We start from the raw sequence: 22,144 nt of genomic DNA, 5'->3' as shown, positions 1-22,144 counted from the left end.
CAACATTCATCGCGGCAGGGAGAACGGCTCAGCCGGTGATCAGGTTGCCTTTGAGGAACACTTCGCGGCGTTGCTTGCGGCCCACATATTCATGCTTGCTGGCCTGGTAAACCTGGTTGAATTTCTCTGCGCAAATGCCCGGCAGTTGATCGAGGTATTCCTCCACCAGCGCGTCGTACTGCGCTTCGGTGATCAGTTTGTAGACTTCGCGACGGTAGAAGAACCCCAACTGAAAACCCAGGGTTTCGCTGGGATGGGGCGTGATGGTCGCGAAGCAGTTCTCGAAGTCGATGGCCTTGAGTGGAGCCTGGGGGCTGATCATGATGTTGCCGGCCCAGAAGTCCATGTGGGTGATGTTCTTTTGCGCGAGGGAGTGCAGCAGGCCGAATGCATCGCGGATAAAGGGCTCGATCTTGTCCGGGTTGTTGCGCAACCACTGTACGCCGTCGACGTAATCGTCCAGCAGGCGGGTAAGGATGAAGTATTCCTGTACCAGTCCCAGGCGATCCCGGGTATAGCCGAATCCTTCAAGGTCGGACATCTGTACGCCGCGTCGCTGGGCTTCGACGGTGTTGATCAGCTCTTCCAGCGGCCAGTCGAAGCGGCCGTTGCGCTGGGGCTTGCCCAGGGTGACGCGAACTTTCGCCTTGAGTGTATCCAGAGGCTGCACCTTGGCGAACAGCGGTGTCTCGCCGTTCGCCAAAGGCGCGCTGGCGCGGGTCTGTTTGTGTGCGTGACGTTGGCGGATAAGTTGTTCGAGGGCTGTGCAGGCGTTTGCCGAAGGTTTTTCGCGAAGGTGCAGGGTGGTATTCAGAAAGCAGAAGGTGAAAGGGTAATCGCGTTGAAATGGCTGACTGCTGAGCACGGGGGCTTCCTGCCTTAATGTCAAATAGCCACTATTTTAATGTTTTTTTCACAAATTCATAACAAATTATTCAGATTAATCTTAATTTTTGGTCGGATTTTTCTGAGGTTGTATGCCCCTCAATCGAGGGGCGTCCCGCTACGGTGGCCGCTCTCGATCAGAACGGTGCCGGGCATTCGAAGCGCAGGCGTTCGCCACTCTGCGGATGGGTGAAGCTGAGCATGCTGGCGTGCAGGCACAGGCGTGGCCAGGCGGCCAGCGCTTGTGGATGCGCGTACAGGCCGTCGCCCAGCAGCGGGTGACCGATGGACAGCATATGCACCCGCAACTGGTGCGAGCGCCCGGTGATCGGGGTCAACTCGACACGGCACCAGTCGCCGCAACGTTCCAGCACGCGCCAGAAAGTCAGGGCGTTCTTGCCGAATTCGTGGTCCACCACGTGCCGCGGTTTGGTCGGCGGGTCGTAGCGCAGTGGCAGGTCGATGCTGCCGCTGTCCAGTTCCGGTTGGCCCCAGCACAATGCGGTGTAGGCTTTTTCGGTCTCGCGGTCGTGAAATTGCCGGGACAGTTCGCGGTGGGTATCGGGGTCGCGGGCCAGCAGGATGATGCCGGAGGTTTCCCAGTCCAGCCGGTGGACGATGCGGGCTTCCGGGTAGCCATTTTCCTGCAGGCGGGTGATCAGGCAATCCTTGTTGTCATCGGCCCGGCCAGGCACTGAGAGCAGCAGGGTAGGTTTGTCCACCACCAGGACAGCGGCGTCCTGGTGAATGATGCGGATATTCGACAGCGGCATTAAAACAGCCTCGTAACAAACGCCAACGGCGGCTCGATCAGCCCGGCTTCTACAGGAGCAGGCTTGCTCCTGTAGAAAAACCGAGGGATCGAGCCGCCGTGGCTCCAGCCTGGTCGATCAGCGATCAGGCAGGGTGATATTGAGTTCCAGGATCGAGCAGCTGCCCTGGTTTTCCAGAGCGACGTGCACGTCATCGGACCCGATATTGACGTACTTGCGGATTACTTCCACCAGTTCCTTCTGCAAGGCAGGCAAGTAATCGGGGGTAGTGCGTTGGCCGCGTTCATGCGCCACGATGATCTGTAGACGCTCTTTCGCTACCGACGCGGTGCTTACTTTTTTGCTGGCACGAAAGAAGTCAAAAAGGTTCATTTACCTACCTCCAAACAGGCGCTCGAAGAATCCCTTCTTCTCGACATTGAGGAACCGGTGTTCCTTTTCCTTGCCCAGCAAGCGATCAACGGTATCGCTGTAGGCCTGGCCGGCATCGCTCTGGTCGTCGAGAATCACCGGCACGCCCTGGTTGGAGGCCTTGAGCACTGCCTGGGATTCCGGAATCACGCCGAGAAGGCGCACGGCGAGGATTTCCTTGACGTCTTCGACGCCGAGCATTTCCCCTTTTTCGACGCGCTCCGGGTGGTAGCGGGTGATCAGCAGGTGTTCCTGGATCGGCTCTTCACCTCTTTCAGCACGGCGGGACTTGCTGGCCAAAAGACCGAGCATGCGGTCGGAGTCGCGCACCGAGGAAACTTCAGGGTTGGTCACGACAATCGCTTCGTCGGCGAAGTACATGGCCAGGTGGGCGCCTTTCTCGATACCGGCCGGGGAGTCGCAGACCACGAAATCGAAAGTCTCCTTGAGCTCCATCAGCACTTTTTCCACGCCTTCCTGGGTCAACGCGTCTTTGTCGCGGGTCTGGCTGGCGGCCAGTACGTAGAGGTTTTCCAGGCGCTTGTCTTTGATCAGGGCTTGCTGCAGGTTGGCTTCGCCATTGACCACGTTGACGAAGTCATACACCACGCGACGTTCGCAACCCATGATCAGGTCGAGGTTACGCAAGCCGACGTCGAAGTCGACGATGACAGTTTTGTGGCCGCGCAGAGCGAGGCCGGTACCGATAGCGGCGCTGGTGGTGGTCTTACCCACACCACCCTTGCCGGATGTAACCACGAGAATCTTGGCCAAGGTGTTTCACCCCTAAGGAAGAAGGACTTTTTAGCCCCTGAAAAACATCTCTATGAAAACTACTGCAGTCGGACAGCCTTGGCTGGAGGTCGGTTAACACCTGCTCCTACTTCGTTTGAGCCGTATTCGCTAGGTTTTAGAGATGCCTGGAAAATGCGGCAGTATCCGTTAAAGACGTGTGATGTTCAACACGTCACCCGACAGGCTGACCTGGACCCCGGCGCCCCACAACGGGTCGCGCCGCAGGTCCTCGGAAACCTTGTACTGGCCGGCGATGGACACCAGTTCAGCGCTCAACTGCTGACAGAAAATCCGTGCCTTGGTGTCGCCCTTGACCCCGGCCAGCGCTCGACCGCGCATCGGGCCGTATACATGGATGTTGCCATCGGCCAGAAGTTCCGCACCCGGACTGACCGACGAAGTCACTACCAGATCGCCACCCTGGGCATAGATCTGCTGTCCGCCGCGTACTGGCGAAGTGATGATGCGGGTGGGCTTGATGGTCGGCTCAGGCGGTTTTTCAGGCTTTTTCCGGGCTTCGTTTTCCTGCGGTTCCAGCGGCCGCTCGCGGGCGCCGGAGGGAGGCAGGACCGGCAGATCAACGGCGATCGCCGCGGCGATGTCTTCGATGCGGCTGGCGCGGATCGCCAGGGTGCGCAGACCATGGTGACGGCAGACGCGCATCAGGCCGGGCAGATCGACGGCGCCTTCGCTGGCCGGCAGTTTGTCCAGCGCCAGCACCAGCGGGGCGTTACTGAAGAAATTCGGGGCTTGCGCGACCTTCGCCGCCAGTTGGCGATCGAGGCCTTCGAGGTCGTTGCGGGCCAGTTCCAGCACGGTGATGGCCAGCATGCTGCCCTTCAACTGGAACACAGGATCCAGGTCTTGCGATTCGGTTTGGCTCATGGTCGGCATAAAGCGGCTTGTCACTAAAAGTGCCGAGACTTATAACGAGAACGCCCGCGGGCCGCAAGCCGGGTCGAACCGATGTAGAATGCGCGACCTTGTTGTCTGTCCGGAATCTGTAATGGATCGCCCGCGTTTTCGAGCTGCATTTCTTTATCCCCGTTTTTGGCCGCTGTGGCTGGGCCTGGGCCTGCTATGGCTGGTGGTCCAGTTGCCCTATCCGCTGCTGCTGTGGATCGGCCGTGCCCTGGGCGCGTTGATGTACCGGGTGGCCGGCGAGCGTCGGCGGATCGCCAAGCGCAACCTGGAACTGTGTTTCCCCGAGAAGTCCGCGGCCGAGCGCAAGCGCCTGCTCAAGGAAAACTTCGCCTCCACCGGCATCGCCTTTTTCGAGATGGCCATGAGCTGGTGGTGGTCCAAGCCGCGCCTGGCGCGCCTGGCCCATGTCGAAGGGCTGGAGTACCTCAAGCAGGCGCAGCTGGAAGGCAAGGGCGTGATCCTCATGGCCCTGCACTTCACCACCCTGGAAATCGGCGCGGCGTTACTGGGCCAGCAGCACACCATCGATGGCATGTATCGCGAGCACAAGAATCCGCTGTTCGATTTCATCCAGCGCCGTGGCCGCGAGCGGCACAACCTGGATTCCCTGGCCGTGGAGCGTGAAGACGTGCGCGGCATGCTCAAGCTGCTGCGTGCCGGGCGCGCTATCTGGTACGCACCGGACCAGGATTACGGCGCCAAGCAGAGCGTGTTCGTGCCGCTGTTCGGCATCCAGGCGGCGACGGTTACCGCCACCAGCAAGTTCGCCCGGCTGGGCAAGGCCCTGGTGGTGCCTTTCACTCAGCAGCGGCTGGCCGATGGCAGTGGTTATCGGCTGGTGATTCACCCGCCGCTGCAGGATTTCCCGGGAGAGACCGAAGAGGCCGATTGCCTGCGCATCAACCAGTGGATCGAAGGTGTGCTGCGCGAGTGCCCGGAGCAGTACCTGTGGGCGCATCGCCGTTTCAAGAGCCGCCCGCCAGGCGAGCCGAAGCTGTATAAGAAGCGCGGTTGAAATTATCAGGCTAGATTGAAAGCCCTTTATCAGCGCCATGGAGTGTAGCGATGAGCCCAGCGGAACCGGTCACAGGATTGATTCTTTCCGGCGGCGGGGCTCGTGCGGCATATCAGGTGGGGGTATTGGCGGCAATTGCCGAGTTGCTGCCGGCGGGGGCGAGCAATCCGTTTCCAGTGATTGTCGGGACCTCGGCCGGGGCGATCAACGCGGTCAGCCTGGCCAGCGGCGCGCTGGATTTCACAGCGGCCATCGAACGTCTTACGGCGTTCTGGCAGGGCTTTCGCAGCCATCAGGTGATCCGCAGCGACTGGCCCGGGGTGATCCGCCAGGCCACCCGGTTCGTCGGTCACAGCCTGCTCGGCCTGGGCGCGCAGGTGCCGGTGGCGCTGCTCAACAGTTCACCGCTGCGGCAGTTGTTGAACGATAAGCTGCAGCTGTCCGGCATTCGTCAGGCGATCGCGCAAAAGCACCTGCAAGCGGTGGCGGTCACGGCCTTCGGTTACGAATCGGGCCAGGCGGTGACCTTCTACCAGGGCGGCGGCACCATCGATGCCTGGCTGCGCCATCGGCGTATCGGCCTGCCCACCGAACTCACGGTTGAACACTTGCTGGCCAGTTCGGCGATTCCGTTGCTGTTCGCGCCGGTGAAAATCGACCAGGAGTTTTTCGGCGACGGCGCGGTGCGGCAATCGGCGCCCATCAGTCCGGCGTTGCACCTGGGGGCCAGCCGGGTGCTGGTGGTCGGGGTCAGCGGCAACCCTCGCGGCATCGATCCGCAGGCGCCCCAGCAACGCAGCTACACCGGGCAGCAGCCGACGCTGGCGCAGATCGGCGGCCACATGCTCAACAGTACCTTCATTGACAGCCTGGAGAGCGACATCGAACTCTTGCAGCGACTCAACCAGTTCAGTCATCTGCTGCCGTCGGGCACGCCCGTCCGCGCCCTGGGCGTGGCGCCGGTGGAGGTGCTGGTGATTGCGCCCAGCCAGCCGATCGACGAGATCGCTGCCCGGCACCGGCATGAGCTGCCGGCGGCACTGCGCCTGTTTCTGCGCGGGCCGGGGGCAACCAAGACCAGCGGTGCCGGAGTCCTGAGTTACCTGTTGTTCGAGTCGGGGTATTGCAGCGAACTGATCGAACTGGGACGCAGCGATGCCCTGGCCAAGCGCGACGAGCTGCGGCGCTTCCTGGGATTGGCGGCAGAAGTCGAGACGGCCTGAAAAAGCATCGCGAGCAAGCTCGCTCCTACAGGGAGTTCATTATCTCTGTAGGAGCGAGCTTGCTCGCGATAGCGTTTCTAAGGGCAATGCTCAGGCCGTCAGTTTGTCATCGCGAAAATCCCGCAACGCCTGCTCGATCTCTTCCCGGGTGTTCATCACGAACGGGCCGTACTGCACGATCGGCTCGCCCAGGGGCTTGCCGGCGATCAACAGCACACGGGCGCCATTGGCACTGCTCAACTGGATCTCGCCCTGGTCGGACAGGCGCACCAGCTTGCTGCTGGCGACCGGTTGCGGATGCCCGGCCAGCTCAACCTGGCCTTCATAGACATACAGCAGGGCCCGATGTCCTTCAGGCAGACGCGGGCTGATGCTGGCGCCAGCAGGCAGGCGCAGGTCGAAGTAATGGGGCTCGGTATCCGGTCGTTCGACGGCACCGGTCTGCTGCACCTGGCCGTCATCGAAGCGGCCGGCGATCACCACCACTTCCACGCCATTGGCGGTGGTCAGGCGCGGGATGTCCTGGGGTTGGATGTCCCGGTAGCCGGCCTTGTCCAGCTTGTGCTTGCCCGGCAGGTTCAGCCATAGCTGGAAGCCGCGCATCACGCCTTCTTCCTGCTCCGGCATCTCGCTGTGGATGATGCCTTTGGCAGCGGTCATCCACTGCACACCACCGCCTTCCAGCAGGCCGACGTTGCCCAGGTGATCCTCGTGGCGCATGCGGCCTTCAAGCATGTAGGTGACGGTTTCGAAACCGCGATGGGGGTGGGGCGGGAAGCCGGCGATGTAATCGTCGGGGTTTTCCGAACCGAATTCGTCGAGCATCAGGAACGGGTCGAAACGCTCGACACCCTGGCCACCGAAGACCCGGGTCAGTCTGACGCCGGCGCCGTCCGAAGCGGGCTGGCCGGTATGGACGCTGAGTACTTTGCGAAATTGAGTCATCGATGCAACTCCTGATCAGATTGGAATGAGCGACATGCTATGCCAGCTCAACTGATCGATGGTTGCGAATATCGGGGTGTTACTATCGATTTGTTCGATGTAATCCGTTCCCGCGACCCGCACGGGAACGGCGCTCACAGCATCAGAAGTGGTACTTGAGCAGCAGGCTGGCGGTGTTCTGGTCGGTGTCGAAGTACGGGGTGTCCTTGACTCCGTACTTGTTCTTCCAATAGTCGTATTCGATACCGACATACAGCTGTTTGTCGCCCAGTTTCAGCGCCTTGCCCAGGTCGTACTTGATCTGCGGGTTGATGTGCAGGTTGGCGTGGTACTCGCCTTTGGAATTCTTGTCGTTGTCCACCACCCAGTCGATGAAGCCGTCGATCAGGATGTCCGAACGGCCCACCGGAATGGTGTAGGACCAGACCGGGGTGATCTGCCAGACATTGTCGCCGGCACGGCTGCCTTCGGTCTGGCGGTTGTAGAAGTTCAACTGGAAGTAATCGAACCCGGGGATCGCCAGGTCAAAACCCGGACCGATCAGGTAGGACTCGTTATCGCCTTCGCCGAACTCATAAGTCATGGCCAGTAATACATCCTTGATCGGACCGAACTCCAACTTCTGATCAAAGATCTTGCCGAATGAAAGACGCGGGCTGAACTCGCCGTAATAAGTATTCGGACCGACGTTGCCGTCCTTTTTACCGTTGTAGAAGATCTTGTCGATAAACAGGAAGTTGTCGCCGTACTTCCAGGCATCGGCATGTTCGAACGTAACGGTCTGTTGGATTTCTGGATTGATCGCGAAGTCTTTGCCGTAGAGGTAAGTCAGGCTGTTGTTCTGCCATTGCAGCAGATCGCCGGCGGTGGCCTGGGCCCCTGCCAGCAAGGATCCGGCAAGCATCAGGCCTTTACAGATGCGGTTCATTCGGTTGCTCCCAAAAAGTAAGTGGTTCCACGTTTTTTTCTTTAAAGCCGGTGCTCTGGTGTGGCACCTTCCAGTGGCTGAAAAATCATCCGATCGGTCAGCTTTGTTGCTGATAGCAAGAGCTGAGCCAAGGCGAAAAAAAAACGCAAAAACTCCCGCGCGGCTGTACGAATACAGTCGATCGAGAGTGAATTCGGTTCTAAATCGGTACGCCTTGGTACTTTCCAGAGGCCTGGATAAGTTGGCTTTCTGGTCAGTTTTTAAATCCGGGCTTTTTTTTTCACCGGATTCAGGCGGCCGCGGAGAATACTGACTCCCACGGCCTTGCTCAAGTGCTCTGCAATAGCGCACTTGAAACAACTTTGGAGCACGTTTGCCGGCCATCCTAGAAATGCACCTTCACCAGCAGGCTGGCGGTGTTCTGGTTGGTGTCCAGGTTCGGGCTGTTCTGGATGCCGTACTTGTCTTTCCAGTAGCTGTATTCGAGGCCGACATACAGCTGCTTCTCGCCCAGGCGCAGGGCCTTGCCCAGGTCGTATTTGATCTGTGGGTTGATATGCAGGTTGGCGTGGTAGGTGCCGCGGTCGTTCCGGTCGTTGTCCACCACCCAGTCCAGGTAGCCGTCGATCAACAGGTTCGAGCGACCCAGCGGGATGCTGTAGGACCAGGAGGGGGTGATTTGCCAGACACCGTCGCCGGGGCGCGGGCCTTCGGTCTGGCGGCGGTAGAAGTTCAGGGTGAAATAGTTGAAGCCCGGAACGGCGAGGTCGAAACCGGGGCCGATCAGGTAGGCCTCGCTGTCGCCTTCGCCATATTCGTAGGTCATGGCCAGCAACACATCCTTGACCGGGCCGAAGGCCAATGAGCGGTCGAGGATCTTGCCGAACGACAGCCTGGGGCTGAACTCGCCGTAAAAGGCGTGGCGGCCTTTGTTACGGTCTTCCTGGCCGTTGTAGAAAATCTTGTCGACGAACAGGAAGGTGTCGCCGTACTTCCAGCGGTCGGCGTGTTCGAAGGTCACCGTCTGCTGGATCGACGGGTTGATCGCGAAGTTCTTGCCGTACAGGTACGTCAGGCTGTTGGTCTGCCACAGCAGCAGGTCGCCGGCCATGGCCTGGGTTGTCGCCAGCAGTGTGCCGCTGAGCAGCAGGCGTGCGTGTGCATGTCTCATCGTGTTGCTCCCTGTTTGTTTTTATTGTCAAGGCGCAGGCAGCCGCCGACTGCGACCGGGCGCGGTGCCGGGTCTGCCTGTCGTGCGTGTATTTCGGGTATCGACGGTCAAGCAGGGGCGACCGCCAGGCCGCCCCGTTCAGGCTTCAATGCTGGTGGGCGTGTCGGGGATTGCTGGCGGCCCGTTCGGTACCGCCCAGGATGTTGAACAGCAGGTTCAGGGCCAGGGCACTGAGAGTGGCCATGGCGATTCCGCTGTGGGTGATCGGGCTCATCCACAGCGGCAGGTGGGCGAAGAATTCCGGGCGGACCACCGGAATCAGGCCCATGCCTATGCTCACCGCCACCAGCAGTTGATTGCGGCGGTCGGCGATGTCGGCTTCCTGGAGGATCTTGATCCCGGTCGCCGCCACCATGCCGAACATGGCGATGGCTGCGCCACCCAGTACCGCCGGTGGAATCGAGGCCACCAGGAAAGCCGCCTTGGGCAGCAGGCTCAGGACTATCAGCAGGCCGCCGGCGACTAGGGTCACCGAGCGGCAACGCACGCCGGTCATCTGTACCAGGCCGATGTTCTGGGCGAACGAAGAGTGGGTGAAGGTGTTGAGGAAACCGGCGAAAAACGAGGCGCCGGCATCACACAGCAGGCCGCGACGCAGCATGCGCGGGGTGACTTCCTGGCCAGTGATCTTTCCCAGGGCGAGGAACATCCCGGTGGACTCGACGAAGATGATCACTACCACCAGGCACATCGAAAGGATCGGCGCCAGATGGAACTGCGGCATGCCGAAATGCAGCGGAGTGACCACCTGCACCCAGGGTGCCTGGGCCATGCCGCTGAGGTCGACCATGCCGATCAGGCCGCAGAGCACGTAGCCCAGGCCCATGCCGATCAGCACGGAAATATTCACCCAGAAACCGCGCATGAAACGGTGCACCAGCAGGATGGTGCCCAGTACCAGCGCGGCGATGGTCAGGTAGATCGGGGAACCGAATTCGGTATTGTGGCTGCCGCCGCCCGCCCAGTTCACCGCGACCGGGAACAGCGACAGGCCGATGGAGGTGATGACGGTGCCGGTGACCAGGGGCGGGAAGAAACGCACCACCTTGGACATGAAGGGCGCGATCAGCATGCCGAAGAAACCGGCGGCGATGGTCGCGCCAAAGATCCCCTGCAAACCGATGCCCGGCATGCCGGCCATGGCCACCATGCTGCCCACGGCGGCAAAGCTGGCGCCCATCATCACTGGCATGCGGATGCCCATGGGGCCGATGCCGAGGGATTGCACGATGGTGGCGATGCCGGCGACCAGCAGGTCGGCATTGATCAGGAAAGCGATTTCTTCACGACTCAGACCCGCGGCCTGTCCGATGATCAACGGCACCGCGATGGCGCCTCCGTACATCAGCAGGACATGCTGCAAACCGACCAGGATCAGTTGCAAAAGGGGCAGTCGCGCAATGGCGGGTGCGTCGGGGATGCGCGGTTCGGTTAACGCGGACATGCAACACCTCGGATCTTTTTTATTCTTGTGATTAGAAAGCTGTGTGGTTGCGAACAGCTTTTTTGCAGCAGGCCAACCGCGTGGCGGTTGATCGCGAGCAAGCTCACTCCCGTAGGAGCGAGGCTTGCCCGCGATGTTTTTCAGCGGTGACTCAGTTGGTGCGCGCCCCCTGGTTGATCCAGGCGCCGATCAGGTCACGTTCCTGCTGGGTCATCTGGGTGATGTTGCCCAGCGGCATGATCTGGCTGGCGACTGCCTGGGCCTGGATCCGTGGGGCCTGGAGCTTGATCTGCTCCGGGGTATCGAACATCACGCCGGCCGGCGCGGCACTGAACAGCGGGCTGGTGGGCTTGGCCGAGTGGCAGACGGTGCAACGTTCCTGGATCACGTTGTGCACCTTGTCGAAGCTCGGGCCCGGGGTTGCCGTGGACGCTTGCGTCGGAGCAACTTCGGGAGCCGCCGGAGCTGCCGGAGCCGCTGCGGTTTCAGGCTTGGCGCCGCCGCCGATGGCAGTTTCCGGCAGTGGCTGGTATTCGATCTTCGCTGGCGCCTTGGCCACTTCCGGACCCTTGGCCATTTGCGCGGGGCCGGTGACGTAGGCCAGGCAGATCATGCCCAGGGCTGCGACCGGCAGGGTCCAGGCGAACTTGTGGCTGTCGTGGCGGGTGTTGAAGTAGTGACGCACCAGCACCGCCAGCACCGCGATCCCGGCCAGGATCAACCAGTTGTACTGGCTGCCGTAGGTGCTCGGGAAGTGGTTGCTGATCATGATGAACAGCACGGGCAGGGTGAAGTAGTTGTTGTGGCGCGAACGCAGCAGGCCCTTGGCCGGCAGGGTCGGGTCCGGCGTGCGGTTTTCCGCGATGGCGGCCACCAGCGCGCGCTGGGCCGGCATGATGATGCGGAACACGTTGCCGACCATGATGGTGCCGATGATGGCGCCGACATGCAGATAGGCGCCGCGACCGCTGAACACCTTGCTGAAGCCATAGGCCGCGGCGATCAACAGCACAAACAGGATGAAGCCGAGCAGGGCGGGTTTCTTGCCCAGGGGCGAGTCGCAGAGGAAGTCGTAGACGAACCAGCCGGCGATCAGCGAACCGATGCCGATGGCCACGCCTTCAGGGCCGGTCAGGCCGCTGCCGGGCGCTACCAGGTAGAGCATCGGGTTGTAGTAGAACACCAGGCAGAGCAGGGCGATCCCCGACATCCAGGTGAAGTAGGCTTCCCACTTGAACCAGTGCAGGTTCTCCGGCATGGACGGTGGGGCCAGCTTGTATTTTTCCAGGTGATAGATGCCGCCACCGTGGATTGCCCAGAGGTCGCCCGACAGGCCGTCCTTGGGGTTGACGCGATTGAGGTTGTTTTCCAGCCAGACGAAGTAGAACGACGCGCCGATCCAGGCCACGCCAGTGATCATGTGAACCCAACGCACGCTCAGGTTGAGCCATTCCAACAGATGTGCTTCCACAGTCTTTACCTCTCGCCTGTCACCCTTGTTTTCGGGTGATCAGACCTTCTCTTATTGGTGGGGGGCGAGGATCAAACACTCATCCTCTTCAAAGAAATGCTCATCGCAGTTATTGCCTGTGCCACTGCGATCAACCACCAGGAAGTCATCCCGCTTTTCGATCGTCAGCACCGGGTGGTGCCAGACGCCGCGATGGTAATTAATGCCCTGCCTGCCATTGCTGACGAAGGCGCGGACCAAGCCCGATACAGGTGCATCGCCAAGTGGCGCGACCACGATCAGAAAGGGGTTGCCGAGCAGCGGAATGAAAGCCTGGCTGCCCAGCGGATGGCGCTCCAGCATGCGTACGGTCAAGGGCATGTCCAGCGCGTCGGCGCGGAAGATGCTGATGATCGCCTTGTCGTCCGGCGTGGCGGTTTCCACGGTAGCCAGACGATGGAAGCGCATGGTCGAACCGTTGTTGATCATGAAGTGATCGCTGCCGTCGGTTTCGATCACGTCACCGAAGGGGGCGAAGGCTTCTTTGGTCAGCGGTTCGATCATCAATGTGCGCATGCTGTTCTTCTTAATCTGTGAGTTCGGTTTTTCGGCAAGTCATGTTTTTTGCAGGAGCGAAGCTTGCTCGCGATGGCGTCAAACCAGACAGCAGATGTCGACCTGACAACCGCTATCGCGAGCAAGCTTCGCGCCTACAGGCTCGGCATTACTTCGCGACCTTGCCGAAGATCCGCAGGCGGCTGACGCCACCGTCCGGGAACACGTTCAGGCGGATATGGGTGATCGGGCCCAAGGCCTTGATCTGCTCGGCGAAGGTGTGTTCGGCGTGCATTTCCAGCTTCTGGCTCGGCAGCAGTTCGCGCCAGAACAGCGACTGGGTTTCGATCTGGCTGTCGGTGCCACCCTTGACGAAGGCGCCCTGGATCGAGCAGCTGTCCGGGTAGTTGCCCTTGAAGTGCAGGGTGTCGACGATGATCTTCTCGATCTCGCCCGGATGGCCCAGGGCGACGATCACCCAGTCATTGCCCGGCGTGCGGCGGCGGGCGGTTTCCCAGCCATCGCCCATGTTGATGCCGCGGCCCGGGTTGAGGATGTTGCTCATGCGGCCGAAGTGTTCATCGGAGCAGGCCAGGGCGCGGCCACCGTTGAGGGCGGCTGCCAGGTCGACCTGTTCGTTGTCGCCGACCGCCGACCAGTCGCGGTACGGGATGCCGTGCACGCGCAGACGGGCCACGCCGCCATCCGGGTAGATGTTGAAGCGCAGGTGGCTGAACGCCTGGTCGTTGCTGATCTCGTGGTAGTGATGGCTGTTGCCTTGCAGCTCGACGGCCGGCAGCACTTCCACCCACTGGGTGTTTTCGTTCGGCTCGCCTTCGGTCAGGAAGCAGGCTTCCAGGGAGGCCGATGGCGGGAAGTTGCCGGTGAAGAATGAGGTGTCGATGTCCACGCCCTTGATCTGGCCAGGCACGCCCAGGCGGATCACAGCGCTGTCGTAGCCTTCGAAGCGCTTGCGGCGCGACTCCCAGCCGTCCATCCACTTGCCGTTGTCATCGAATACGCCCTCCTTCCATACGGCCGGGGTCGGCTGGAACAGACGGTTGGCGTCCGCGAACCAGTCATCGGTCACCGAGATGATCTTGGTGCCCAGGCGGGCGTCGGCCAGGTTGACGAACTTCTCGAAAGGTACGGCGTAAGCTTTCATTCTTCTTGTCTGCCTTTAATTGAGTGGCTTGGGATGCTTGCAGGGCCCTGGGTACGTTTCGTACTCGGGCCAGGCTTGCTAGAGAGTCAGTAATCGGAACAGGGCGATCTTGTTGATCTCCGCCAGCGCGCACCGGAATTCGGTGTCCACCGAGTTGTGGATGCGGGCTTCGAACGCCGCGAGGATCTGATGCCGGTTGCTGCCTTTTACCGCCATGATGAAGGGAAACTTGAACTTGGCCTTGTAGGCGTCGTTCAGCTCGGTGAAGCGCTGGAACTCTTCGGCCGTGCATTGGTGAATACCGGCGCCAGCCTGTTCATGGGTGCTGGCTTCGGTCAGCTGCCCCTGGACGGCGGCTTTGCCGGCCAGGTCCGGGTGAGCGTTGATCAGGGCCAACTGGCTCTGGTGATCGGCGCTCAACAGGATGTCGCTCATGCGCTGGTGCAGGGTGTCGATCCGGTCGATCGATGCGTCCTGGCCCAGGTCGAAGGCCTTTTCGGCGACCCATGGCGAATGTTCGTAGATATCGGCGAAGGCTTTGACGAAGGCGTCGCGGCTCAGGGTCGAGGGTTTCAGGGTTTGGAAGGTGCTCATTTCGCAGCTCCCGGGAACGGGTGGGTTTGTTGCCAGTGGCGGGCGATATCCACGCGGCGGGTGAACCAGACCTGATCGTGACCCTTGGCGTACTCGATAAAGCGTTTCAGGGCGGCCAGGCGCGCCGGACGGCCGATCAGGCGGCAGTGCAGGCCGATGGACAGCATCTTCGGCGCCTCGGCGCCTTCGGCGTACAGCACGTCGAAGGCATCCTTGAGGTACTGGTAGAAATCGTCGCCCTTGTTGAAGCCCTGGACCTGGGTGAAGCGCATGTCGTTGGTGTCCAGGGTGTAGGGGATCACCAGGTGCGCCTTGCCGGTCGGGTTGTTGGGTTCCCAGTAGGGCAGGTCGTCGTCGTAGGTGTCGCAGTCGTAGAGGAAACCGCCTTCTTCCATCACCAGGCGCCGGGTGTTCGGGCCGGTGCGGCCGGTGTACCAGCCCAGCGGGCGTTCACCGGTGATTTCAGTGAGGATGCGGATCGCCTCGAGCATGTGCTCGCGTTCCTGGGCCTCGTCCATGTACTGGTAGTCGATCCAGCGGTAGCCGTGGCTGCAGATCTCGTGGCCGGCTTCGACCATGGCGCGGATCACGTCCGGATGGCGCTGGGCGGCCATGGCGACGGCGAAGATGGTCAGCGGAATGTCGAATTCCTTGAACAGCTTGAGGATCCGCCAGACGCCGGCGCGGCTGCCATACTCGTACAGCGATTCCATGCTCATGTTGCGCTCGCCCTGCAGGGGCTGGGCGGCGACCATTTCCGAAAGGAAGGCTTCCGACTCCTTGTCGCCGTGCAGGATATTGCGCTCGCCGCCTTCTTCGTAATTGAGCACGAACGACAGGGCGATGCGGGCATTGCCCGGCCAGTGAGGGTGAGGAGGGTTGGAGCCGTAACCGATCAGGTCGCGTGGGTAGTCAGCGCTCACTGCAGTCTTCCTTCTTATCGTGATAACGGTGGCGTGGCGGGGCCTGAGGGGGAAAGGCAGGCTGGCGTCACAGCGATGGAACGATTGTATACAACTTTTCAATCAGTTTGTAAGCCCGATTTTTTGCATTTTTCATCGATTGTGTTCATCCCTGGGTACTGCAAGAAACCTGCCTGGTTGGTCAGCTAATGGATGAAAAGTCTCCTGCTCTCATGGTCTAGCCGCTGATCAAGGGAATACGGGGACTTGCTCGAAGTACCCGGAAATGGGTGATTTTTATTGTGTACAATTTTTTTTAAAAGTGTCTTAATAAATTCCTTGCCGCATCCTTTCGTGCTCCGAAACGGTGCGGTCTCCTTATCAACTGACTTCAGGAGGCGCGAGGTCTGGACGTGTGAGCGCGCACAGACACGCAGAATCAATGGGACGTTTGACTACACACGTGTTGGATGCCGCGCATGGCTGCCCAGGCAGCGCCATCAAGGTCGAGCTGTACCGGGTCGAAGGTGCCCAGTTGGAACTGGTCGCCAGTGCCCTGACCAACAGCGATGGCCGTTGCGATGCGCCGTTGCTGCAAGGCGATGACTACCGCACCGGGGTTTACCAGCTGCAATTCCATGCCGGCGATTACTACCGTGCTCGCGGCGTGCAACTGCCTGAGCCAGCGTTTCTCGATGTGGTGGTGCTGCGTTTCGGCATCTCGGCCGAGCAGGAGCATTACCACGTACCGCTGCTGATCTCGCCCTACAGTTATTCGACCTACAGAGGAAGCTAGGACTTTCCCCCACGAAGCCTGCGCAAATAGCTTCTTTGGTCTTTCGCCCGCTCACACTGCGGGCTTTTTTTTGTCTTCGAAAATGTGCTGTGGCTGAGGACGCCATCGCGGGCAAGCCACGCGCCTACAGGATTGGCTTCTGTAGGAGCGAGCGGGCGGCGATCCGACTTGCCCGCGATGCTTTCAGCGGCTCAACAGCGACGCAGCGCCCGCGCCGCTGAACAGCCCGGCGCTGACCCGGTTGAACCAGCTCTGGCCCTTGCCGCTGCGCAGGTAGCGCGCCGCGCCATGGGCGCCCAGGCCGTAGGCCAGCTTGCACAGCAGGTCGAGCAGGGTCCAGGTGACGATCATGATCAGCAGTTGTGGCAGGAAGGGTTGTTCGGCACTGAGAAACTGCGGCAGAAACGCGGCGAAGAACAGAATGTCTTTCGGGTTGCTCGCGCCCAGCACAAAAGCGCGCCCGAACAGTGCGCGAAAGCGCGGTTTCGGTGCGGCCTGGGGCACTTCGGCGCCGAGGGAGGGCTGCCGCGATTGCTGCCAGCTTTGCCAGGCGAGATAGAACAGGTACAGCGCACCGACGATTTTCAGGGCGCTGAACAGCTGCTCCGAAGCCAGCAGCAGGGCGCCCAGGCCCAGGGCCGAGGCACTCAGCAGGCAGATCGAGGCAAACACGCCGCCGAGAAACGCCGGGTAGGACCGGCGCAAACCGTAATTCAGACTATTGCTGATCATCAGCAGGGACAGCGGGCCCGGAATCAGGATCACCACCAGTGCCGCGCCGCTGAACAGCAGCCAGGTTTCCACGCTCATTGCCTTTCTCCTTATGTGCAAAAGCCTCACCCGACGGGGTGAGGCCGTTTGAAACCGATGTGCCTACAAGAAAATGAACTTGGCGATAAAGATCGCGCACAGCACCCACAGGCTGATGGAGATTTCCTTGTACTTGCCCGTCCCGGCCTTCAAGGCTACGTAGGTGATGAAACCCAGGGCGATACCGTCGGCGACCGAGAAGGTCAGCGGCATCATGATTGCGGTGACGATCGCCGGGATGCTGTCGGTGGCCTCTTCCCAATCGATGTGGGCCATGCCGCCCATCATCAGCATCGCCACATAAATCAGCGCACCGGCGGTGGCATAAGCGGGGATCATGCCAGCCAGCGGTGCGAAAAACATGGCTGCGATAAATAGCACACCTACGGTCACTGCGGTAAGACCAGTCCGACCACCCGCGGCGACACCCGCGGCACTTTCCACGTAGCTGGTCACGGGTGGAACGCCGACCACCGCACCGAATACGCTGGAGGCGCTGTCCGCCTTCAGGGCGCGGGAGAGGTTCTCGATCTTGCCGTCGGGATTGACCAGGCCGGCGCGCTGGGCTACGCCCATCAGGGTGCCGGCGGTATCGAACATGTGCACGAAGAGGAAGGCCAGCACCACGCTGATCATGCTGACGTTGAACACTCCGGCGACGTCCATGGCCATCCAGGTCGGTGCCAGGCTCGGCGGGGCCGACATGATGCCCTCGTAGTGCACCAGGCCCAGGCCCCAGCCGGCCAGGGTCACGGTGATGATGCTGATGAGGATCGCGCCGAACACCCGGTGGTAACTGAGCACGGCAATCATCAGGAAGCAGATCGCCGCCAGCAGCGGGCCGGGTTCGCGCAGGGAGCCGAGCTTGATCAGGGTGGCCGGGCTATCGACCACGATGCCCGCGGTCTTCAAGCCGATCAGTCCGAGGAACAGGCCCACGCCGGCGCCCATGGCGAAGCGCAGGCTGGCCGGAATGCTGTTGAGCAGCCATTCGCGGATCCGCGAGAAGGTCAGGAACATGAACAGCACGCCGGACACGAACACCGCACCGAGGGCGGTTTCCCAGTTGTAGCCCATGGTTCCGACCACGGTGTAGGTGAAAAAGGCGTTCAGCCCCATGCCGGGCGCCAGGCCTACCGGCCAGTTGGCGTACAGCCCCATCAACAGGCAACCCAGGGCGGCGGCGATGCAGGTGGCGACGAAGGCCGCGCCGTGGTCGATGCCGGCGTCGGCCATGATGTTGGGGTTGACGAAAATGATGTAGGCCATGGTGATGAAGGTTGTCAGACCGGCGATCAGTTCGGTCTTCACCGTGGTGCCATGCAACCTGAGTTTGAAGATGCGCTCCAGCCAGCCACTGTTCAGCGGCGGCGAGAGTTCCAGCGTAGGGGCTTCGGATTTGCGGCTTTCCACAGCGAGTACTCCTCAAGAGTTTTATTATTTTTTCCAGAGCCGGACACGCGAGGGTGGGCAGCGGCTCTTTGAGGCATGTAAGGCTTGCGGGCTTTTATTGACCTATGGGTCAGGAACTCGCACGTGGCGAATTATGCTTTTGTATACAAAGAAAGCAAATAATGTTTTTTAGGTTGTGTGCGAAAAGTTCGCCAGAAAGGCTATATGCCTGTAGCCGCTGGCGCAGCCTGCGATCGAGCGCGCAGCGCTCGTAATGGGGCTGACGCGGGTCTTGCAGAAGCATCGGCTATGCAGGTTGACGGCCGCTGTGCGCTCGCAGGCTGTGGTGTCAGCGGTTTTCGCCCAGGGCCTTGTTCACCGCCAGCCAGCCATCCACCGCCGCCTCTCCGGCCTCGGCGAACACCCGTTGCAGCAGCTTCACCTGCTCGCGCCGCAGCGATTGCTCAAAGCGCGCACCGTCCTCGGTCAGTTCCAGCAGGCGTTTACGCTTGTCGCTCTCTGGGGCAACGCTGTTGACCAGGTGCATCTCCATCAATTGACGCAGGGGAATGTTCAGCGCCTGCTTGCTCACGCCCAGTGCCGTGAGCAGTTCCTTCACGCTCAGCCCCGGGTAGCGGGCGATGAAAAACACGATGCGCTGATGCACGCGACTCAGGCCGCGGCGCTCGAGCATTTCGTCGGCCTTGGCGGTGAACGCCTGGTAACCAAAGAAGAAAGCTTCCATGGCGGCTTGTTGCGTGGTCTGGTTTTTAAGGTCAAGCATATTGACGTATCTGCGAAAGTCGGCGTAATTTCGGTCAAGCAGTTTGACGTATTTTCCTCCGCCTTCGCTACGGGTGACCCTCATGGCCTTCTCCGAACGTGTTTCGCGTCTTAAAAGCTCACTGATCCGTGAAATCCTTGCCGCCGCGCAGCGTCCGGAAGTGATGTCGTTCGCCGGAGGGCTGCCCGCCGAAGCGATGCTGCCGAAGACCGATTGGCAGGCGATGCCGGTGTCCATGGGCCAATACGGCATGAGCGAGGGCGAGCCACAGCTGCGCGAGGCCCTGGCGGCACAGGCCTGGGCGCTGGGCGTGCCGTGCGAGGCCAGCCAGGTGCTGGTGGTCAGCGGTTCCCAGCAGACCCTCGATCTGGCGGCCAAGCTGTACATCGACAAGGGCACCGAGATCATGCTGGAAGCGCCGACCTACCTGGCGGCGTTGCAGATCTTCCAGCTGTTCGGCGCCGATTGCCTGACCGTGCCGCTTGAGGCCGATGGGCCGGACCTGGCGCAATTGCGCGCCCGCCTGGAGCAGCATCGTCCCGCGTTCATCTACCTGATCCCGACCTTCCAGAATCCTTCGGCGGTGCGCTACAGCGAGACCAAGCGCGATGCCGTGGCGGCGTTGCTCGACGAGTTCGAGGTGACCCTGATCGAGGACGAACCTTACCGCGAGCTGACTTTCGATGGCGGTAACGCCACGCCCATCGTCGGGCGCCTGCGCAAGGCCAGCTGGATCTACACCGGCACCGTGTCGAAGACGCTGCTGCCAGGGCTGCGGGTCGGTTACCTGATCGCCAGCCCGGACCTGTTTCCCCATCTGCTGCGGTTGAAGCAGTCGGCGGACCTGCACACCAACCGTGTCGGCCAATGGCAGGCGCTGCAATGGATAGGTACCGAGCAGTATCAGCAGCATCTGGGCGAGTTGCGTGATTTCTACCGAGTCCGCCGCGACGGTTTTCAGGCGGCCCTGCAACGTCATTTCGGCGATCTGGCCGATTGGCAGGTGCCCCAGGGCGGGCTGTTTTTCTGGTTGACCTTGAAACAGCCGCTGGACACCCGCACTTTGCTGAAGGCGGCGCTGGAGCAGGATGTGGCATTCATGCCGGGCGAACCCTTCTTCTCCGAGCCGGACCGCAATCCAGGTCACCTGCGGTTGAATTTCAGTCATATCGATCCGGCGCGTCTGGACGAAGGTCTCAAGCGGCTGGCCACCGTGGTACGTCAAGCACAGGCTGCACAGGCAGCCTAAGAGGAGAGGGCCATGTACAAGGTTTATGGGGATTACCGGTCCGGCAACTGCTACAAGGTCAAGCTGATGCTCAATCTGCTGGGCCAGCCTTATGAGTGGCACGCTGTGGATATCTTGAACGGGGATACGCAGACCGAGGCGTTTCTGGCGAAGAACCCCAACGGCAAGATCCCGGTACTGGAGCTGGAAGACGGCACTTGCCTGTGGGAGTCGAACGCGATTCTCAACTTCCTCGCCGATGGCAGCGAATTCCTGCCGAGCGAGCCGCGTTTACGCACGCAAGTGCTGCAATGGCAGTTTTTCGAGCAATACAGCCATGAGCCGTACATTGCCGTGGCGCGTTTCATCCAGCTTTATCTGGGCCTGCCGCAAGAGCGCCTTCACGAATACGAGAAGCTGCAAAAGCGCGGCTACAAGGCGCTGGACGTGATGGAGCACCAGTTGGCGCGCACGCCGTATCTGGTAGGCGAGCAGTATTCGATTGCCGATATCGCGCTCTATGCCTACACCCATGTCGCCCATGAAGGTGGCTTCGACCTGGCGCGCTACCCGGCGATCCAGGCCTGGATGCAACGGGTGGAAAGCCATCCGCGGCATGTCGGGATGCTCGACTGAGCTTCTGCGGGAAACAAAAAACCGACCCTTGGGTCGGTTTTTTATGGTCTGGTTCTTGTGGGGGCTGTTCTGGCGCTATCGCGGGCAAGCCTCGCTCCTCTACAGAGACTCGGTCGTAAACCTGTAGGAGCGTGGCTTGCCCGTGCTGACGTCCTTCAGAACGCCACCAACCATTCAAGCTGTTGCAAAGCGCTTGTCCAGATAATCGATGATCACCTTGGACTCGTACATCCAGGTGGTCTGGCCGTTTTCTTCGATGCGCAGGCACGGCACCTTGATCTTGCCGCCTTGCTCCAGCAGGGTCTGGCGGTCCTGCTCGTTGTTTTTCGCGTCACGCAGGGCCACGGGAACGTTCAGGCGGTGCAGGGTGCGGCGGGTTTTCACGCAGAAGGGGCAGGCGTGGAACTGGTACAGGGTCAGGCCCTTGGCGGCCTGTTCGACCTGGGCTTGGGCCGCGGCGGGGCGCTGCTGCTTGCGTGGGCGGGTGATGAAGTCGATGAAGATGATGAGCTGGCCCAGGCCGACTCGAAGCGCTTTGACGATCACGATATTGCCTCTTGCCCATGAAAGAAGGGGCGGCAGCTTACCTGATTTTTGCCAGGCGAAAAAAAACCGGCGATGAACGCCGGTTCTTTCGGGCAGCCGATTACTTGATCAGGCTGAGAAACTCGCTGCGGGTCGCCGCGTTTTCGCGGAATTCGCCCAGCATCACCGAGGTGATCATCGACGAGTTCTGCTTCTCCACACCGCGCATCATCATGCACATGTGCTTGGCCTCGATCACCACCGCGACGCCCAGGGCGCCGGTCACTTGCTGGACCGCATCGGCGATCTGGCGGCTGAGGTTTTCCTGGATCTGCAGGCGACGCGCGTACATGTCGACGATGCGCGCGACTTTCGACAGGCCCAGCACCTTGCCGCTTGGAATGTAGGCGACGTGAGCCTTGCCGATGAAAGGCAGCAGATGGTGCTCGCACAGCGAGTAGAGCTCGATGTCCTTGACCAGCACCATTTCGCTGTTATCGGAGCTGAACAAGGCACCGTTGGTGACTTCTTCCAGCGTTTGTTCATAACCGCGGCAGAGGTACTGCATGGCTTTGGCGGCACGTTTTGGCGTGTCGAGCAGGCCCTCGCGGGAGACGTCTTCGCCCAATTGGCCGAGGATCGCCGTGTAATTCTGTTCCAGGGACATGAAACTACCTGTGGGATTTTACGCAAAGGGCAAGGGTACGGTGGCGGACTCGACGCTGCAAGCGCG

General features: G+C 60.9%; 24 protein-coding genes. 5 read left to right on the top strand and 19 right to left on the bottom strand.

The features are described 5' to 3' along the window. Nucleotides 1-28: 28 nt before the first annotated feature. From PVZ80_RS06130 to minC, 5 genes are all read right to left on the bottom strand, one after another. The gene (locus PVZ80_RS06130; protein WP_009050223.1) at nt 29-865 is read right to left on the bottom strand and encodes a hypothetical protein; all 837 of its coding nucleotides are present in this window, start codon (nt 863-865) and stop codon (nt 29-31) included. A 157-nt stretch (nt 866-1,022) separates the two neighbouring features. Further along, nucleotides 1,023-1,658 (bottom strand): RluA family pseudouridine synthase, encoded by a 636-nt coding sequence (locus tag PVZ80_RS06125; RefSeq protein ID WP_007928667.1) that lies wholly within the window; start codon nt 1,656-1,658, stop codon nt 1,023-1,025. 117 nt (nt 1,659-1,775) lie between these two features. Then, nucleotides 1,776-2,030, bottom strand: a complete 255-nt coding sequence (minE, locus tag PVZ80_RS06120) for a cell division topological specificity factor MinE (protein ID WP_007928666.1) — start codon at nt 2,028-2,030, stop codon at nt 1,776-1,778. Beyond that, nucleotides 2,031-2,843, bottom strand: a complete 813-nt coding sequence (gene minD / locus PVZ80_RS06115) for a septum site-determining protein MinD (RefSeq protein ID WP_009050222.1) — start codon at nt 2,841-2,843, stop codon at nt 2,031-2,033. Between the two features lie 168 nt (nt 2,844-3,011). Beyond that, complete coding sequence (minC, locus tag PVZ80_RS06110) at nt 3,012-3,749, bottom strand: septum site-determining protein MinC (protein ID WP_009045065.1); 738 nt, start codon at nt 3,747-3,749, stop codon at nt 3,012-3,014. Nucleotides 3,750-3,870: 121 nt separating this feature from the next. Here minC and PVZ80_RS06105 point away from each other — a divergent pair, with 121 nt between their 5' ends. Beyond that, a complete protein-coding gene (locus PVZ80_RS06105; RefSeq protein ID WP_009050221.1) occupies nt 3,871-4,803 on the top strand; it encodes a lipid A biosynthesis lauroyl acyltransferase in 933 nt (310 codons plus the stop codon). Between the two features lie 50 nt (nt 4,804-4,853). Beyond that, entirely contained in the window at nt 4,854-6,026 is a 1,173-nt protein-coding gene (locus PVZ80_RS06100) for a patatin-like phospholipase family protein (protein WP_009050220.1), read from the top strand. Nucleotides 6,027-6,116: 90 nt separating this feature from the next. Here the strand turns inward: PVZ80_RS06100 and PVZ80_RS06095 are convergent, their stop codons facing one another. The 9 genes from PVZ80_RS06095 to puuE form a co-directional block, all read right to left on the bottom strand. Next, entirely contained in the window at nt 6,117-6,971 is an 855-nt protein-coding gene (locus tag PVZ80_RS06095) for a pirin family protein (RefSeq protein ID WP_016704393.1), read from the bottom strand. Between the two features lie 142 nt (nt 6,972-7,113). Next, nucleotides 7,114-7,899, bottom strand: a complete 786-nt coding sequence (locus PVZ80_RS06090) for an outer membrane protein OmpK (RefSeq protein ID WP_009050218.1) — start codon at nt 7,897-7,899, stop codon at nt 7,114-7,116. A 385-nt stretch (nt 7,900-8,284) separates the two neighbouring features. Then, nucleotides 8,285-9,070 carry an outer membrane protein OmpK gene (locus PVZ80_RS06085; RefSeq protein WP_110175708.1) on the bottom strand — a complete coding sequence of 262 codons (786 nt, stop codon included), beginning with the start codon at nt 9,068-9,070 and terminating at the stop codon, nt 8,285-8,287. A 145-nt stretch (nt 9,071-9,215) separates the two neighbouring features. Further along, nucleotides 9,216-10,574, bottom strand: a complete 1,359-nt coding sequence (locus PVZ80_RS06080) for a nucleobase:cation symporter-2 family protein (RefSeq protein ID WP_009050216.1) — start codon at nt 10,572-10,574, stop codon at nt 9,216-9,218. Nucleotides 10,575-10,725: 151 nt separating this feature from the next. Next, nucleotides 10,726-12,045 (bottom strand): urate hydroxylase PuuD, encoded by a 1,320-nt coding sequence (locus PVZ80_RS06075; protein ID WP_273863529.1) that lies wholly within the window; start codon nt 12,043-12,045, stop codon nt 10,726-10,728. A gap of 51 nt (nt 12,046-12,096) precedes the next feature. Continuing rightward, a complete protein-coding gene (locus PVZ80_RS06070; protein WP_009050214.1) occupies nt 12,097-12,600 on the bottom strand; it encodes an ureidoglycolate lyase in 504 nt (167 codons plus the stop codon). 148 nt (nt 12,601-12,748) lie between these two features. Further along, nucleotides 12,749-13,744, bottom strand: coding sequence for an allantoicase (alc, locus tag PVZ80_RS06065; protein ID WP_101283145.1), 996 nt, complete (start codon nt 13,742-13,744; stop codon nt 12,749-12,751). 78 nt (nt 13,745-13,822) lie between these two features. Continuing rightward, a complete protein-coding gene (uraD, locus tag PVZ80_RS06060; protein WP_009050212.1) occupies nt 13,823-14,338 on the bottom strand; it encodes a 2-oxo-4-hydroxy-4-carboxy-5-ureidoimidazoline decarboxylase in 516 nt (171 codons plus the stop codon). Next, complete coding sequence (gene puuE, locus PVZ80_RS06055) at nt 14,335-15,261, bottom strand: allantoinase PuuE (RefSeq protein WP_023966466.1); 927 nt, start codon at nt 15,259-15,261, stop codon at nt 14,335-14,337. The genes uraD and puuE overlap by 4 nt, the downstream gene beginning before the upstream one ends. Nucleotides 15,262-15,682: 421 nt before the next feature. On the opposite strand from puuE, the gene uraH reads away from it, so the two are divergent. Further along, nucleotides 15,683-16,036, top strand: coding sequence for a hydroxyisourate hydrolase (gene uraH, locus PVZ80_RS06050; protein ID WP_009050210.1), 354 nt, complete (start codon nt 15,683-15,685; stop codon nt 16,034-16,036). A gap of 183 nt (nt 16,037-16,219) precedes the next feature. Here uraH and PVZ80_RS06045 read toward each other — a convergent pair whose 3' ends face one another. The 3 genes from PVZ80_RS06045 to PVZ80_RS06035 all read right to left on the bottom strand — a co-directional run bounded on the left by PVZ80_RS06045 (nt 16,220) and on the right by PVZ80_RS06035 (nt 19,022). Beyond that, nucleotides 16,220-16,846, bottom strand: a complete 627-nt coding sequence (locus tag PVZ80_RS06045; RefSeq protein ID WP_009050209.1) for a LysE family translocator — start codon at nt 16,844-16,846, stop codon at nt 16,220-16,222. A 63-nt stretch (nt 16,847-16,909) separates the two neighbouring features. Beyond that, nucleotides 16,910-18,259, bottom strand: coding sequence for an NCS2 family permease (locus PVZ80_RS06040; RefSeq protein WP_009050208.1), 1,350 nt, complete (start codon nt 18,257-18,259; stop codon nt 16,910-16,912). A 328-nt stretch (nt 18,260-18,587) separates the two neighbouring features. Next, on the bottom strand, nt 18,588-19,022 hold the full coding sequence (locus tag PVZ80_RS06035; RefSeq protein ID WP_009050207.1) for a MarR family transcriptional regulator: 435 nt from the start codon (nt 19,020-19,022) through the stop codon (nt 18,588-18,590). A gap of 82 nt (nt 19,023-19,104) precedes the next feature. Between PVZ80_RS06035 and PVZ80_RS06030 the strand changes: the two genes are divergently transcribed. Both PVZ80_RS06030 and PVZ80_RS06025 read left to right on the top strand, forming a co-directional pair. After that, nucleotides 19,105-20,271, top strand: coding sequence for an aminotransferase-like domain-containing protein (locus PVZ80_RS06030; RefSeq protein ID WP_273863528.1), 1,167 nt, complete (start codon nt 19,105-19,107; stop codon nt 20,269-20,271). A 12-nt stretch (nt 20,272-20,283) separates the two neighbouring features. After that, nucleotides 20,284-20,886, top strand: a complete 603-nt coding sequence (locus PVZ80_RS06025; protein WP_023966454.1) for a glutathione S-transferase family protein — start codon at nt 20,284-20,286, stop codon at nt 20,884-20,886. Nucleotides 20,887-21,060: 174 nt separating this feature from the next. Here PVZ80_RS06025 and PVZ80_RS06020 read toward each other — a convergent pair whose 3' ends face one another. Continuing rightward, a complete protein-coding gene (locus tag PVZ80_RS06020) occupies nt 21,061-21,432 on the bottom strand; it encodes a glutathione S-transferase N-terminal domain-containing protein (protein WP_009050204.1) in 372 nt (123 codons plus the stop codon). A gap of 100 nt (nt 21,433-21,532) precedes the next feature. Continuing rightward, a complete protein-coding gene (folE, locus tag PVZ80_RS06015) occupies nt 21,533-22,078 on the bottom strand; it encodes a GTP cyclohydrolase I FolE (RefSeq protein WP_003204506.1) in 546 nt (181 codons plus the stop codon). Between the last annotated feature and the right edge of the window lie 66 nt (nt 22,079-22,144).

Source organism: Pseudomonas sp. B3G-3, assembly GCF_028640915.1.
GTDB lineage: Bacteria > Pseudomonadota > Gammaproteobacteria > Pseudomonadales > Pseudomonadaceae > Aquipseudomonas > Aquipseudomonas chlororaphis_I.
The sequence above is the reverse complement of the archived record's forward strand: the minus strand, read 5'-3'. Positions and strand labels throughout refer to the sequence as shown.